This window comes from Vibrio splendidus, assembly GCF_003345295.1.
Lineage (GTDB): Bacteria > Pseudomonadota > Gammaproteobacteria > Enterobacterales > Vibrionaceae > Vibrio > Vibrio splendidus_K.
The window spans coordinates 514414-528885 of sequence record NZ_CP031056.1 but is presented as its reverse complement, the minus strand read 5'-3'; the positions used below and the strand labels follow the sequence as shown (position 1 = coordinate 528885).

The following is a 14472-nucleotide window of genomic DNA, read 5'->3' as shown; positions in this document are numbered from 1 at the left end:
CATGCGATTTTTAAACAAGCCATTTTTATCAATGCTACTGACACTGCTAATCGGTGTTTTCTCATCACACTCTGTATTCGCAGCGACTGCTGTTGCGAGTGTTTCGCAAAACAGTGTTACCAAAGATGAAGTCTTCCTACTTAGAGTGGCGACCGATAAAAAAGTATCGTCCGGTGCTTTAGACCTGACCTCCCTTCAGAAGAATTTCTACGTCGGCACACCAAGCTTTGGGTCATCGATGCGAATCGTCAATGGTAGCCGCACTGTGTCTAGCGAGTGGAATATTACCCTTGCCCCGCTTCGATTAGGCCGATTAGATATTCCTAGCTTTGATATTGAAGGCGCGAAAACTAAGCCGATCACCATCAACGTTGCGGTTAATAAAGCCGCTCCAAAGCAGAGTGATATGGCCGAGTTTCAACTTAATCTGAGTAAAGACTCGCTATACCCTCAAGAGGTCGCGGAGCTTGATGTAAAACTTATCATTAAGGCTGATCCTAGAAGACTGCAAGATCCTAAAATTGCGCCACCAAGTTCAGCGCAATTAGACGTGGAACCGATTGGAGAGTCTAAGCAATTTCAAGATGTTATCAACGGACAAGAAGTCACGGTTGTTCAGCAATCTTTCCATATATCGTCACAGCAAGCAGGACAATTTCAGCTTCAAGGGCCAAAGTTAACCGGTGCTGTTGTTTACTCAACCAACAACTCAAGCACAACGCGCCTTTTCCAGCTCGACACGCCTGTTGAAACCTTAGATATAACAGTGAATCCTGTCCCAAAAGGCTATCAAGGTGAGTGGTTGCCAACATCGAACTTTAAACTGATACAACAATGGTCAGATAGCCAAGGCAACGAGCTGACAGATAGCAATGCTTTAGGTGGCGACAAGCAGAATATTGAAATGGAAGCCGGTGATTCGTTAACTCGTACCATCACCATGACAGCCAGCAACTTGACCCAACATCAATTGCCAAAACTGAACATCACCTACCCTAAAACGGTGCGTGTTTATGAAGAAAAACCACAATTTGGCACCACTCAATCCGGTGATGCTGTCGTTGTTTACAAGCAAGTCTTGATTCCGAAAGAGGCTGGAAAGATCTCGCTTCCTGATGTTTCTCAAGCTTGGTTTAGCACTGACTCACAATCACAAGAAATCAGTAAAGCTCTTGGTCTTGAGTTGTCGGTTCAGGCAAGTGAACGCGCTAGCTCAAGCTCGCCAGCGCCTGTTATGGAGACACAAACTCAGCAAGCCAGCCCGACGATTGTTACCGTTGAAAACCCTGGAATGTGGCCTTACCTAACCGCGCTATTTGCTGCTTTATGGGTAATTAGCTCTGCGGTTGCTTTTTACTTCTGGTCACGCCGCGGTACAGCAGTAAAACCAAAGCAAAAAGATGAACGTCAATCCGATACGGCAGAAGCACTTATTGCCGCTCTGAAAATGAAAGACGGTGTGAAGACGAGAACTTTGTTCGAACAGTGGAAAACAGAAAACCCAGACTTGAGTGATGAGACGTTAGAAACAATCGAAGCTGAGCTCACCAAGCTAAATCAGAGCCTCTATGCTGAAGCTGGCTCACCAAGTCAGTCATGGGATCCTTCTGAGGCAATCAAAGCGGTTAAGAAGCCAAAACGCATCTCGAACAAAGCACACAAGAGCACATTAGAAAGGCTTTAATTAACCAGCGTTCTAAGTAAGCAGAAAGCTAGTTAAACAGAAAGTCTAAGTAAACAAAAAAGAACGAAGCCGTGATGACCACATTGTGATCATCACAGCTTCAATCGTTTTGAGACCGGAAAAATAAACGCCAAACTAAATCAGTGGCGTCGCGACCTTTCTTCGCTTTAGAGCAGATACAATTCGATTTCGCCCTGAGTCTTTAGCTTGATACAAGGCTTTGTCTGCCTTGCCATACAGCAGATCGAAATCGAATTGATGTTGGTCTGAGGTTATCGAGGCATAGCCGACAGATGCGGTTAAATACTGGCTGGTACTGCTTTCACAATGAAGGATCTTCGCCTCTTCAATGCATTTTCTGATCGACTCTGCACGCTGTTTAGTTTCAGAGTGATGAGTGCCGATCATCAACAACATAAACTCCTCACCACCAATACGACAAAAAGTTTCCTTATCGCTATGAACATGGGCATTAAGTATCTTGCCGATGGTGCGCAGAGCAGCGTCACCTTCTGTATGCCCGTAAACCGTGTTGTACAAACCAAAGTGATCAAGGTCAACAAGAATGAGTCCAAACGTGACTTCGTGCTCTGTGGCAAATGCCCCTTGATCATCACAATTGAGATCATCTAAAACCTGCGACAACATACGACGATTTCCAAGGCGTGTCAGAGGGTCAAGCTTAGAGATGATATCCAACTGCTCATTGGCTCGTTCAAGCTCTTGAGTGCGCTTACTGACCTCTTGCTCTAGCGTCTCATTGAGCTTTTTGAGCTCCTCTTGCGCCATAGTTCTCTGTAGCACCTCAGCTAAACTCGAAGCGAAGATACGTATCACTTCACGCAGTTGTGAGGTTAAAGGGCTGCGAGTTAACAAATTATCCGCGGCAATAAACGCAATCGGCTCACCCGTATTGGTAGTGAGCATCGTCATTGCCGTCCAACCGACACCTACAATATTAAAATCGTGATAGATAGGCACGGATTCTTCAAAGGCGACTTGATTAGGACAGGCACGTGCTGCGGCGACAATGTCACGCCCCACCAGCTCAGAGCGATAATAAGATTCATCGACAATGTCGCCTTTTATGTCAGTGCCCCACGTGCCTTGCATGTAACTGCAATTTTTATCGGTGAGGAAAACCGCCAATCGATCAATGCCTAAATGCTGAATCGCAAAGCTTACCGCCGATTTGCACACTTCACTGACGCTATCGCAACGAGACAGCTCCACCATACTTGAGTGCAGCATGCGTATATTTTGTTCTTGGCGCTTGCGAATGTAGATCTGAGAAAGCAGAGAGCCAAAGGATTCAAGCATCTGCTTTTGATAATTGGTGATGGGTGAACGGTGAATGTAGTTATCCATCGCAATCCATCCGACGGGTTTATCGCCTTCACGTAAGATAAGCATTCCATTCCATCCCTGCCCTACCACTTTTCCTTCGGTGTAGAGAGGGGCTTGCTCGATAACAATAAGGTTGGTGTGATTGTCAGACAAGGCCTCAATATATTCGGCTTCAAGCTGGTGTAAGTCATATTGAGTATGGTGCTCACTGTTGGTCTTACCGGACTCATCAGTGCCGTATGTCCCGCTAAAACATCGCTTTTTCATATCCAATAACATGAAGATTGCACGATCAAATCCTAACCGATCACGAATTGCCTCAACCGAGGCTTTATATAACGCATCCAAAGAGTCAGGATTGGAGAGCTCTAATGCCACCTGATGAACGAGTTTCATGTTCTCAACAAATAGCTCACGCAGCTTAATTTCATCTAGGTACTGTGCTTCACGCGTGTCGCGGTGTTTGATCTCCAGCGCGGCGTTCTTTTCTGCACGAATGCATTGCCAGCGGGCTGCTGCAAGTTGAAGGACATCAAGATCTTGGTCAAAGGTTTGGTTGATCTGCTCCGCATTGCAATTTTGAACAATTAAATAAGTTCTGCAGGCAGGCGCGTTGTCGAGCATCATGATGAATGACTCCCCACCTAATACCTTCATGTGCTCCCACTTACAGGTATTGATAGACATTGGGAGCACGCCATCTGCGGTATCGAATTGAGAAACCCAAGGCCAAAACGTCGCAGGATAATTCGCCAATGAGGTTAGCTCACCATAAGAAAATAAGGGTAACGAATCGCCTTCCGGTATCGGTTCTGCAAATATCCCCATCCCTTTTGGCGCGAGTACCTTAGCAAGGTAATCAAAAAGAAACTCTGCCAATAAACGGTGGTCGCGAGTAGCAGATATTTGTTTTGCAAAGGCTTTAACAGGCACGCTTCCGTCCATTGGTGATTAAGAGTGAAGCAAAAATACCGAAGCATTGATATGCAATCAATGTAACTAAAAATGAGATGTTAAGCGGGTCGCAATTTCAATTTTTACATTATCACAAGCATGAGAAGGACGACAAAAATGGGATTTTCTGCCCAAAATTTCATCGACATTAGGACTTTTTTAGAGACATAAAAAAGCCCCACCTAAAGTGGGGCAAAACTTCCATCGCTTATAGTTATAGTGATAATTCTGTCGATCTATTCGATTATCTAACCTGCGTTTCAGTTAGCGTACTGTCCTTTTAAAAAACTAAAGCAGCACTGAGTTAATCGAATTAACCAAAGTCACCGTTTACGTAACCTTTAGTACGATCATCTTTTGGTTCGCTGAAGATAACACTCGTTTCGTTGTGCTCTACAAGCTCTCCCATTAGGAAGAAAGCAGTACGGTCTGAGATACGACGCGCTTGCTGCATTGAGTGCGTTACGATAACGATAGTGAAGTCTTTCTTCAGGTCTTCCATCAATTCTTCAATCTTGTGTGTCGCGATTGGATCGAGTGCCGATGTAGGTTCATCCATCAGGATTACATCCGGTTCCATTGCAATCGTACGAGCGATACATAGACGCTGTTGCTGACCACCAGACAAACCAAATGCGTGTGCTTTAAGACGGTCTTTCACTTCGTCCCAAAGTGCCGCACTGCGTAGTGAGCTTTCTACTACTTCATCAATGTGTTTCTTGTCTTTGATACCTTGAGCACGTAAGCCGTAAGCGACGTTCTCGTAGATGCTCATTGGGAATGGGTTTGGCTTTTGGAATACCATGCCTACGCGAATACGCAGGTCAGCCACATCAATGTTACCGTAGATGTTCGTGCCATCCATATCCAGCTTACCTTTAATAGTAACGCCTTCAATTAGGTCATTCATGCGGTTCAAACAACGTAGCAGTGTCGATTTACCACAACCAGATGGGCCAATCAGAGCCGTTACCTGACGCGTTGGAATTGGCAGGTTAATAGACTTAAGCGCTTGGTTGTCACCGTAAAACAGATCTAGGTTCTCAATATCAAATTTGTTCATTTTCGTATTCTCTAAATTCTTAAATTCGTGTCTAACTTGATGCTTTCTTTATCACGGGGGCTCTTTTTATTGTTGAGCCAGCTAATGAGCTTAGTAAGTTGCCGTGTTGAAGCGTCTCGCAATCAGTTTTGTAACCATGTTGATCAAGAGAACCAATACGATTAGGACTGTTGCCGTGCCGTAGGCTTGGTTCCACTCATCGATAGTAAATAGCTCTGTTGTCAGCTTATATAGGTGAACCGTTAGTGTACGGCCAGAATCGAATACCGATTCAGGAACACGTGCCACCATACCTGCTGTTAAGAATACAGGTGCTGATTCGCCAATTACACGACCAATACTAAGAATGACCGAAGTTAAGATACCTGGCATTGCGCTTGGTAAGATCAAACGCCAGATAGTGTAGATTTTTGAAGCGCCAAGGCCGTATGAACCTTCACGATAAGTTTGTGGTACTGACATCAATGCTTCTTCTGTAGTACGAATGATTACAGGAAGAATCAGGATACTTAGTGTTAGTGCACCCGACAGAATCGAGAAGCCAAGACCAAGAATCGAAACAAAGAAGGTCATACCGAACAGACCAAAGATAATCGATGGAATACCGGCTAAAGATTCGGTACAGAAACGAATCACTTTAACCAGTTTACTGCCCACTTTAGCGTATTCGGTTAGGTATATTGCCGTCATGATGCCGAGTGGCGCCGCCACTGCAATCGATGCGATTACCATGTAGATCGTGGCAATGATCATTGGGAAAATGCCACGTTCTTCACCGGTTCGAGTGTAGTCGTCGGTGATGAAGTTCCAGTCTACGTATTGCAGGCCATTCGATAGGATGTACCAAATGATCCAGAATAAGAAACCAACGGTGACTGCTGCTGCCGCCCAGATAAAACCTTTCAAGATATTATCTTTTGTTTGACGTGCTTGTTTTAGTTTTACGCGATCCATATTACTTATCCTCGCCTACTTCGTTTTTTCACGATTAAGATAAAGCAGAGCACCATTCAACATCATGATGAATACCAGAAGCACAACGCCGGTTGCGTACAGTGCACTCGCGTGAATACCACTTGCGTAAGACATTTCAATAGCAATATTTGCGGTTAGCGTACGAGCCGAATCCAAAATACCTTCTGGCATTGCTGGCGCATTACCCATCACCATGATGATTGCCATCGTTTCACCCAGTGCACGACCGATACCCAGAATCACACCAGTCATAATGCCTGAACGTGCAGCAGGAACGAGTAACTTAAAAATCGTGTAGATTTTCGAAGCACCCAGTGCAAGTGAACCTTCTTTGTACGTACGAGGTACAGCGCGGATCGAAGTTTCAGAAACCGTAATAACGGTAGGAAGAATCATGATACCCAGAACAATGATACCCGCGAAGATAGTGTTACCCGCTGGTACTTGGAAGATGTTCTGAATCATAGGAACGATGATTACTAGACCAAAGAAGCCGTAAACTACCGACGGGATACCCGCTAGAAGCTCAACTGCTGGTCGAATAATATCGGCAAGACGCTTTGGTGCAATCTCAGCAATAAAAATAGCGGTTAATACACCGACGGGTACACCAACAACTACAGCGCCAAGTGTCGAGACAATCGATGCAACAATCATGGTTGCAACGCCGAATAGAGCTGGCGGTAACCAATCCACACCCAGAACGATGCCAGAAACACCAGCCTCTTGGAATGCAGGGATACTCTCTGCAACGATAAAGTAAGCGATAACGGCTAGTGATACGATGCCGATTACAGCACTCGATAAGAACAAGCCGTGGAAGATTCTTTCTCTCCAGTCGATGCGCTTCTTAGCACGTAGACTTGGCTTGTTGATTTGAGTCGCTTCAGTATTCATAAGCTTTTCACTATTTGCGATGGTCATATATAAAATCTCAAACTTTGTGGCTCAACAAGAGCTCGAAATAGACAAAGTTGAAAGAAAAGGCTCAGCCTAAGTTAGGCTGAGCAATAATTAAGTGTTGGTCAGTTAAGATTAGTTAACTGTGATGTAGCCTTTCTTGTCAGCGATAGCTTGAGCTTCATCTGCAACCATCCAATCTAGGAATTGTTGAGTTTCAGCTGTTGGAGCGCCGGCTTTGTAAAGAACTAGGAAAGGACGAGCAACTTTGTAAGAACCGTTCTTTACGTTCTCAACTGATGCTGCTGCGCCATCGATAGTTAGAGCTTGAACTGTGTTATCTACAGTACCAAGAGAGATGAAGCCGATAGCGTATGGGTTGCTTGCTACAGAAACTTTAAGTGCGCCGTTACCGTTTGCAACTTGTGCACGTTGAGAGATAGCCGATACTTTCTTGTCGCCAATCTTCTTCTTAAGCTTCATGATGTCTTCGAATGCACCACGTGTACCAGATGCAGTATCACGAGTGATTGCTACGATTGGCTTGTCAGCACCACCAACATCTTTCCAGTTAGTGATGTCGCCTTTGTAGATTGAAGTGATTTGCTCAGCTGTAAGAGCAGATACTTCGTTATTTGGGTTAACAACAACTGCGATACCGTCACGAGCGATAACGAGCTCTTTCAGGTCAGCTGTTTTCTCTTCTTCTTTTAGGTCACGAGAAGAGATACCAAGGTCAGCACTTCCATTTTTTGCTGCTTTGATGCCTGCAGAAGAACCTGGTGCTTGAATTTCGATGAACACTGGTTCGCCTTTATTCATGTAGGTTTCTGCAAAAACTTCAACCAGTGGAGAAGCACTGTTAGAGCCAACTACAGAGATAGTTTCTTTAGCTGAAGCTGTATTCACTGTTAGAGCGCCTAGTAGTGCGATTGCACCGATAACTGTCTTTTTCATCACAAATTTCCTTTAGTGGCGTTATTGCCGTAATGTTTTGCTTGAACGAGGCCTACTTTAGAATCCGAATGTGACAGTTGTGTTTCACTTAATTGAAGCCTATATGACAACTACAATTTATTTTCTTGTTTTCCCCCTACCAAATAGCCTTGAAGTAAAAAATTAGCCTCACTCATAGGCACTGAATATTCATTCCAACTTATTTAAGCTAAACCGCTCAATATCTCGCCCCCTGTCATTACCTAATACCGCACAAAGTTCCTCGTCAAATAACCCTATCTTAAAAATGGCTAAAGCCTTGTTTGTACGATAAATAATCAGAATTTATGAAATATCTATCGCATATATAAAAATAGCATCTATTACTGATTGAATTGTCATTCTCAATAGTTAGAATCACTGATTAATAACAATAATAACAATTGCTTCTGCTCATTTACTTATTCATAGAAGGACAATACATGCGCCAACTTCTCAGTGGCTTATCAATCAAAATACAAATTCTGATTCCAGTACTCTTTTCCGTCGTACTACTTTTGACGGGTGTCATTATCGGTGGTGACAAACTGGAAAATGCTTTTAAAGATGTATCAACAGCAACAGATCAGCTGATTCTACATAAAGAAGAACTTAGCGAGATCGTCGACAACAGCTACGGTATGCGCATCAAGGCGATCTATAGCTTATTTAATCCTGACGACGTCAAAACGCTTGTCGAAACGCTAAATCAAAAACGTGACCAAAATACTCGTCTACTGAACTCGCTTGATACCGTACCAGGCATGCAAGATGAAGTAGCCGCAATGAGCAAAGCGATGAATCACTACGTTGACTTTTCTCGCACCACCATGCTTCCTCTATTGAGAGCGAAACACGGCGATGCATCACTCGCTTCAGATTTTGATAACCGCTACCAGATTGCAATCGACCAATACCGTCACGCGGGTAATGAAATGGTGCAAGCAATCAACACGCTTTCTAAAAAACTCAACTTACTTGCCACCCAGGAAGTCGACACCAATGGCCAACAGCACACCAGCACACTCAATACCGCGACTATTGCGCTGTTAGTGATTCTTTCAATCGCATTAGTCATCAGTTGGACGCTTGCTGGCATCATTGTTAAGCCGCTTAGCAATATCCAAGAAACCATGCGTGAAGTAGCAAAAGGTAACCTGTTAGTAAAAGCCGAAGAACATGGCGACAACGAGATATCGCGCCTTGCCCAAGACGTAAACAAATCAGTTGAGCAATTGCGTGACACAGTAAGTTCACTATCTCGAATCAGTATTGAAGTTGCATCTGCGTCGACAGAACTAGCTGCAGTAATGACGCAATCAAGTGCAAACTCAGATCAAGAGAAACAAGAAGTGGAGCAGGTTGCTTCTGCCGTGAACCAACTTGAGAGCACAGCAGCACACGTTAACGAGAATGCGGTACAAGCCGATTCAGCGTCTAAGCAAGCCGACGAAATGGCGACACACAGCATGAGCTTGTTTAATGAAAGCAACCAAGCTAACGAGCAAATGGCGATTCAGCTTAGCGAAGCGGCAAACGTTGTAGGCACGCTAAAAGAGCACTCTGAACAAATTGGTAAAGTGATTGAGGTGATTCAAGGCATCTCTGAGCAAACCAACCTGCTTGCGCTTAACGCGGCAATTGAAGCAGCTCGCGCAGGTGAAAGTGGCCGTGGTTTTGCAGTTGTTGCCGATGAAGTTCGAATGTTGGCAGCCCGCACACAAGATTCAACCAAAGAGATCCAAGCGATTATCGAAGGTTTGCAGGTTCAATCAGGTAATGCCAATGAGAGCATGAGCAGCTCACTGTCTATGTTAGAGCACAACCAAACGCTCTCGGGTGAGGTAAGCGCGGCCCTTTCAGGTATTGCTAACTCAGTAACCGACATGACAGAAATAAACACTCAGGTTGCCTCTGCCGCAGAAGAACAAAGCCAAGTGACTGCAGACATCAACCGTAATATCTCAAACATCTACAGCTTGGTAAGCCAAAACGTAACCGGCATTACCCAAGCCGCAGCAGCGAGCCACGAGCTATCGAACCTAGCCGAACAGCAAAAACAGCAGTTGGACTATTTTAAGGTATAGGGTTTAAGGTGTAAGCTTCAAGATCTAAGTTAAGACCTATATACCAGAACCTAAAAGGCCGTGGAAAACCACGGCCTTTTTATTTACGCATTAAGAACTAAATCATTCTGCAACTAATAAGACGCTAAATTTATATTGTGCGGCGTTGTACTGGTAAACCTCACCATTGATTGAATCAAACGTCATCACGCTCTGACCATCACTCGCAGGAGTTGAACTCCATATAAACGAAGCTAAGTTTCCAGCTTCAACGTTAAACGTATCACCGAACACCTTGTGACTTATTGCTGGAGAGTGGCAAGCCACTTCTTTTAATGACACTAACTCTTTGATGTTTGGCATGCGCCACTCTTTTACACCTGAGAACTGATGCAACGCATGGCTGCCACTCTGGTCATTAATTGATTCAACCATAGAAAGCGCACTCTGCCAGTGGTACGTTTCAGCTGGCCCACTACAAGCTAATGTCTTCGTATCCCAAGTTTTACCCAGTTGGCAACGCATCCAAGTTAGCCCTGTCAGTTCATCGCTAAACGTCCCATTATCATTCGCAACATAACGCGTGCTCGGAGCCGATTTTTCCATATCTAAACTGCACTCTTGTGCCATTGCACCCGCAGAAAACAGAGCCATTAAAGTGATGGAGAGTAAATTTTTCATGTCTATTTACCTTGTAGTGAAACTAAACGAACTGGGAATTGGTACGAGTCATAATTATCTGAAGAATCAACATCACCTGAATAGATCTCTATAGAACCAACAACCCCTCTATCTGAGCCCTGGGTTCCAATCTCGTTATAATAGAAGCCACCTTCAACAGCAGTGTTTGTATATTGACTATAAGTAATGGATTGAGTCCATACCGAGCCAGTGTAAGTCGTATAGTCAATACCAAGGGTTTGATGTGGGAAGTACTTGTAAGTTAAACCATAAACTTCACCATCCGAGTTGGTTTCGGTCTCACCGAAGTCGAGCACGTTGTAGAATTCATTGAACGTTGGCAAGCGCCAATCTGACTTACCGCATAAGTTCATTGCATTGATATGTTCAACGTAATCTTGAGTGGTACATACCGCATCACCTTTTGTTTTACACGTCGCTAAATCAACATCTTGATCGTAAGGCGTTACTCGTCCAGGTAGCTCAAGCGCTAATATGCGATCTTTATGTTGAATAGAGCTTTCATCATCCGTTTTCGATTCCCAAATCAAGCCACTGCGTTGATCCAAAACACAAGACCACTCCGCTGCATCATCAGCAAGCACCTGGCCATTTGAATCTAACTTTGCGAACTGGAAACCATTACCGGTATTGGTATTCAGCTCTGTTTTATCAAAGCCGTATTCTGCATCTTGACCTGGGAATGAACTCTGTGGTTCAACGACATTTTGTGTGTCATCGATATCTGAGAAATAGCGTAAAACACCCGTATCATTCAATGCTGTCGCAGCTTTTAGCTCTCCTTCGAGGAAATTTGCAAAAGCAGTAACTTGGTCATTATCTAGTACTCCACCCACATAATCGGCCGCACTCTTATCAAATTTCGCACTCAATTGAGCCAGCATGAACGCGCGATTAGAGTGCTTAAACGCCTTAATTGTTGATACGACATTTTGTTCCAGACTCGCGAGTTCAGATGCAGATAAATCGTCTTGGATATCGCCAGAGATCGTAATGCCACTTTTCGCCAACTGCGCTTTTAATTTGTTGTTTGCCTCAGCTACCGTTAACCCGTCTGCGACATAACCCGCCAATAGTGAACTGATACCATTAATCTCATTTCCCGTATTTTTTTGAAGACCGGGAGCGGCAATATAAGCGTAAGAAGATGCAGAGCTGCTCGTGCTATTTGCTGTAATCCCCGTATCCACCTGAGCTAACAAAGGAACCGATAAAATCGACTTCTTAGTGCTGGTGATACTAAATTCGCCATTCGCGTTAGCCGTCGAACTTGGCTCTCCACTATCACACATGTAGTTTTGATTTATGTCTGCACAGACCTTACTTTGCAAATCTACATTCTGTGCTGTCACTGTACCTGACACGGTATAGGTTGGTGCTGCAGATGCAGAGGTGTCGGAACCGCCCGAACCACCGCAGCCAGCAAGAGCCAAAGAGATGGCCAAAATTGTCAATTGAGGTTTCATAGAGTTATCTTCTTGTTTTGTTTTTAAAGAGCCTTGCCATTAGAGACAAGTAACGCGTACCAAATGACCTGCCGAACGAGAGCAAGGACATGAATAGAATTGATATGAGTGAAGCAGAACCACCAGAAGAGCCACTGGTAGCTGTTGGTTCTTGTGGTGAAGTCGTTGTTTCTCCACATTCGTATTTCGAAATCGTGCCAAGCCCCCACCGTTTTAAGTGCCCAGTTTCACCATTTACGTAATCGGCGATTTCTAAACGCCAAGACCCGTTAATAGGCTCACCCTTAAACGAATCAAGGACCGAGTCATGTTTAAGCGTGAAGTAACCATCAAAGCCAGAAAATCGCGTCGATTTATGGTTAAGTAAATCGACTCGTGTTCCCTTCGGTGAAATCAGGGTGACCACTAAATCACTCAATCGAGGATGCTCGATCTCTAGGTACACTCCGAAATTGTCGTCTGCAGTTTGAGTCGTTCCATTTAGAGTGAAATTGAATGTCTTAAAGCCAACGATCGGCTGATTGGTCGAACTAAACCGGCTATCGGGAAGATAACTGTTTACTTCTTTGATATCGGATTCGAGTACAGGTAAACCATATACAAGAGATAAATCATGCTTCCAATTGTGTGATTTGAGGGCGTCGCTGTATCGATAGTCGACACTAGTATTCATGGCGACTGAAGAACCACACATCTCGCCTGTCGGAAGTGTCGCTTCAATCGTTAGTTGATTAACCGGAGGACTAACAAACGACTTCATCAATCCTGAAATATTGATTTGGCCATCCACTTGAGCCTGTCTTAACGTCGGGTACAATTCAATCGTCAACGGCTTCTTTGGATCAACATAGCGGTCAAGAACCTCTACTTTAAATGGCTCGATGATCAACCCATGCACATCAAATTTTTGCTTCAATATTTCGGCATAATCTCGATTCGGATACAGCTTTTGAGCCACAAACAGTGTGCTCTCAGCTAGGTCGTGCATTTTCAATCCACGACCTAACCCGTACATAGACTCGAGTATGATTGAATCAAACTCTTTAAAAGCGATCTCACCATACTGCTCAACCGAGGCTTTCAGAGCTTGGAACAAAGGCGTTGACCAAAGCTCATCACCTAGTTCACCAGCAACACTTTCATGAGGGCGATATTCCGCTTGTCTAAAGTAACGTGCTCTTTGGTTCCATAGGCTACGAGTGGTATTCCTTACCCCGAAGTAACCATCCCAGTTAAAGACAGTATCTATCTCGAACTCTTGCCCGCGAGTCTGTGCATTTTCATATTGAGTACGAAAGCTAAAACTACCCGCCCAGTAGTCTCCAAAACCTTCACCAATTGCGCCTGTATGACCGTAAGCCCAATCTTTTACTATGTGATAATGAATCCCATGACCGAGTTCATGAAGAATCACGTCGCCGTCTAATGCATCTGGAGAACCTCCACCGACACCAAACAAAGCCGCTTTAGGGCCATAATAGTACGTCGAGTTATCTGCAGATAAGCCTCTGCCATCGAACTCAAGCGGGGCATCAAACAGATCAAAGCCCAAGCTACTGATATAGCTTAAGGACTGATCTAGATGGGCAAATACCATCAATTGTGGGAATCGCACATCTTGCCAATCCACACTTTGCAGCTCGTTCAGATCAGCAAACTTTGTGAGACCTTCAGCTGCAAGAAAATTTGAAGTGTCGCGGTTCGTTGTCGCGCCTGAATCAGGGTCGATCGAATATAGAGCCGTTGCATCAACCTGAGAGACACGAGCATTGGTAAGGTAGATACCATCGCTGTGGTTCAATACCTCCACATCAGTTTGTACATAATGTGGAAGACTCGGGTATTGGCTGACATCAGTTAATAAAGTTTCTGGTGGCGCAGTTCTGTCCATGGTTCTCAAATCTGGACTGAACACGTTCACATGAGTCGCAACAACTTGACCACTGCTTAAGCTTGGTGCTCGCTCTGCTTCTAATAAACGAGGCACTTCCAACTCAGCAGCCGTTGTCGGGTTTCCGTTGAGTAACACGGTATTTTCTAAGCTTCTGAAAACGCGTGAAACCTGCTCGTCAGAGTTAGTGGAAAGAACCATGGACTTTTGTTGTTGGTACTCACCTTCTATCAATACATCGAAGTTGTAGTGGTGCCCTAACTTAGACTGTGTTTCATAGCGAAACCTTAACGTACCAACCTCAGGGTAAGCTTCTTCTAAATAAGCTTTAGCTTCTTGCTGCGTTGTCACAACGGTGTTACCAATTGGGTAATCCCACTCGGCAGCACTGCTTGTTGCTGAAACCAAGAACAAAGCGAGATACAGAGGACTCTTTTTCATATGTCCTC

The 14472-nt window shown here is 44.4% G+C and carries 10 protein-coding genes; 2 read left to right on the top strand and 8 right to left on the bottom strand.

The window, feature by feature from the left end; genetic code table 11:
* Position 1: 1 nt before the first annotated feature.
* Positions 2-1684: a BatD family protein gene (locus tag DUN60_RS18135; protein WP_114634739.1), complete on the top strand. Its 1683-nt coding sequence runs from the start codon at positions 2-4 to the stop codon at positions 1682-1684.
* Positions 1685-1819: 135 nt separating this feature from the next.
* Here DUN60_RS18135 and DUN60_RS18130 read toward each other — a convergent pair whose 3' ends face one another.
* The 5 genes from DUN60_RS18130 to DUN60_RS18110 all read right to left on the bottom strand — a co-directional run bounded on the left by DUN60_RS18130 (position 1820) and on the right by DUN60_RS18110 (position 7880).
* Complete coding sequence (locus DUN60_RS18130; RefSeq protein ID WP_114634738.1) at positions 1820-3964, bottom strand: sensor domain-containing diguanylate cyclase; 2145 nt, start codon at positions 3962-3964, stop codon at positions 1820-1822.
* Between the two features lie 334 nt (positions 3965-4298).
* Positions 4299-5048, bottom strand: coding sequence for a phosphate ABC transporter ATP-binding protein PstB (gene pstB / locus DUN60_RS18125; protein ID WP_004732036.1), 750 nt, complete (start codon positions 5046-5048; stop codon positions 4299-4301).
* Positions 5049-5138: 90 nt separating this feature from the next.
* Positions 5139-6002, bottom strand: a complete 864-nt coding sequence (gene pstA / locus DUN60_RS18120) for a phosphate ABC transporter permease PstA (RefSeq protein ID WP_102438304.1) — start codon at positions 6000-6002, stop codon at positions 5139-5141.
* Between the two features lie 15 nt (positions 6003-6017).
* Positions 6018-6947 (bottom strand): phosphate ABC transporter permease subunit PstC, encoded by a 930-nt coding sequence (gene pstC, locus DUN60_RS18115; RefSeq protein WP_004732040.1) that lies wholly within the window; start codon positions 6945-6947, stop codon positions 6018-6020.
* A 111-nt stretch (positions 6948-7058) separates the two neighbouring features.
* Positions 7059-7880 (bottom strand): phosphate ABC transporter substrate-binding protein, encoded by an 822-nt coding sequence (locus tag DUN60_RS18110; RefSeq protein ID WP_004732042.1) that lies wholly within the window; start codon positions 7878-7880, stop codon positions 7059-7061.
* Between the two features lie 461 nt (positions 7881-8341).
* Between DUN60_RS18110 and DUN60_RS18105 the strand changes: the two genes are divergently transcribed.
* Positions 8342-9985 (top strand): methyl-accepting chemotaxis protein, encoded by a 1644-nt coding sequence (locus tag DUN60_RS18105; protein ID WP_114634737.1) that lies wholly within the window; start codon positions 8342-8344, stop codon positions 9983-9985.
* Positions 9986-10087: 102 nt separating this feature from the next.
* Here DUN60_RS18105 and DUN60_RS18100 read toward each other — a convergent pair whose 3' ends face one another.
* Genes DUN60_RS18100 through DUN60_RS18090 form a run of 3 tightly spaced genes read right to left on the bottom strand, consistent with a single transcriptional unit; the run spans position 10088 to position 14464 of the window.
* Entirely contained in the window at positions 10088-10645 is a 558-nt protein-coding gene (locus DUN60_RS18100; RefSeq protein WP_114634736.1) for an Lcl C-terminal domain-containing protein, read from the bottom strand.
* A gap of 2 nt (positions 10646-10647) precedes the next feature.
* Positions 10648-12132, bottom strand: coding sequence for an Lcl domain-containing protein (locus DUN60_RS18095; protein WP_114634735.1), 1485 nt, complete (start codon positions 12130-12132; stop codon positions 10648-10650).
* A 4-nt stretch (positions 12133-12136) separates the two neighbouring features.
* On the bottom strand, positions 12137-14464 hold the full coding sequence (locus DUN60_RS18090) for a proprotein convertase P-domain-containing protein (protein WP_065206717.1): 2328 nt from the start codon (positions 14462-14464) through the stop codon (positions 12137-12139).
* Positions 14465-14472: the final 8 nt, after the last annotated feature.

What these genes read in the sequence shown, in the direction of transcription:
- DUN60_RS18135 (WP_114634739.1), top strand. Translation starts at nt 2, where the DNA reads ATGCGATTTTTAAACAAGCCATTTTTATCAATGCTACTGACACTGCTA.
- pstB (WP_004732036.1), bottom strand. Translation starts at nt 5,048, where the DNA reads ATGAACAAATTTGATATTGAGAACCTAGATCTGTTTTACGGTGACAAC.
- pstA (WP_102438304.1), bottom strand. Translation starts at nt 6,002, where the DNA reads ATGGATCGCGTAAAACTAAAACAAGCACGTCAAACAAAAGATAATATC.
- pstC (WP_004732040.1), bottom strand. Translation starts at nt 6,947, where the DNA reads ATGACCATCGCAAATAGTGAAAAGCTTATGAATACTGAAGCGACTCAA.
- DUN60_RS18110 (WP_004732042.1), bottom strand. Translation starts at nt 7,880, where the DNA reads ATGAAAAAGACAGTTATCGGTGCAATCGCACTACTAGGCGCTCTAACA.
- DUN60_RS18105 (WP_114634737.1), top strand. Translation starts at nt 8,342, where the DNA reads ATGCGCCAACTTCTCAGTGGCTTATCAATCAAAATACAAATTCTGATT.
- DUN60_RS18100 (WP_114634736.1), bottom strand. Translation starts at nt 10,645, where the DNA reads ATGAAAAATTTACTCTCCATCACTTTAATGGCTCTGTTTTCTGCGGGT.
- DUN60_RS18095 (WP_114634735.1), bottom strand. Translation starts at nt 12,132, where the DNA reads ATGAAACCTCAATTGACAATTTTGGCCATCTCTTTGGCTCTTGCTGGC.
- DUN60_RS18090 (WP_065206717.1), bottom strand. Translation starts at nt 14,464, where the DNA reads ATGAAAAAGAGTCCTCTGTATCTCGCTTTGTTCTTGGTTTCAGCAACA.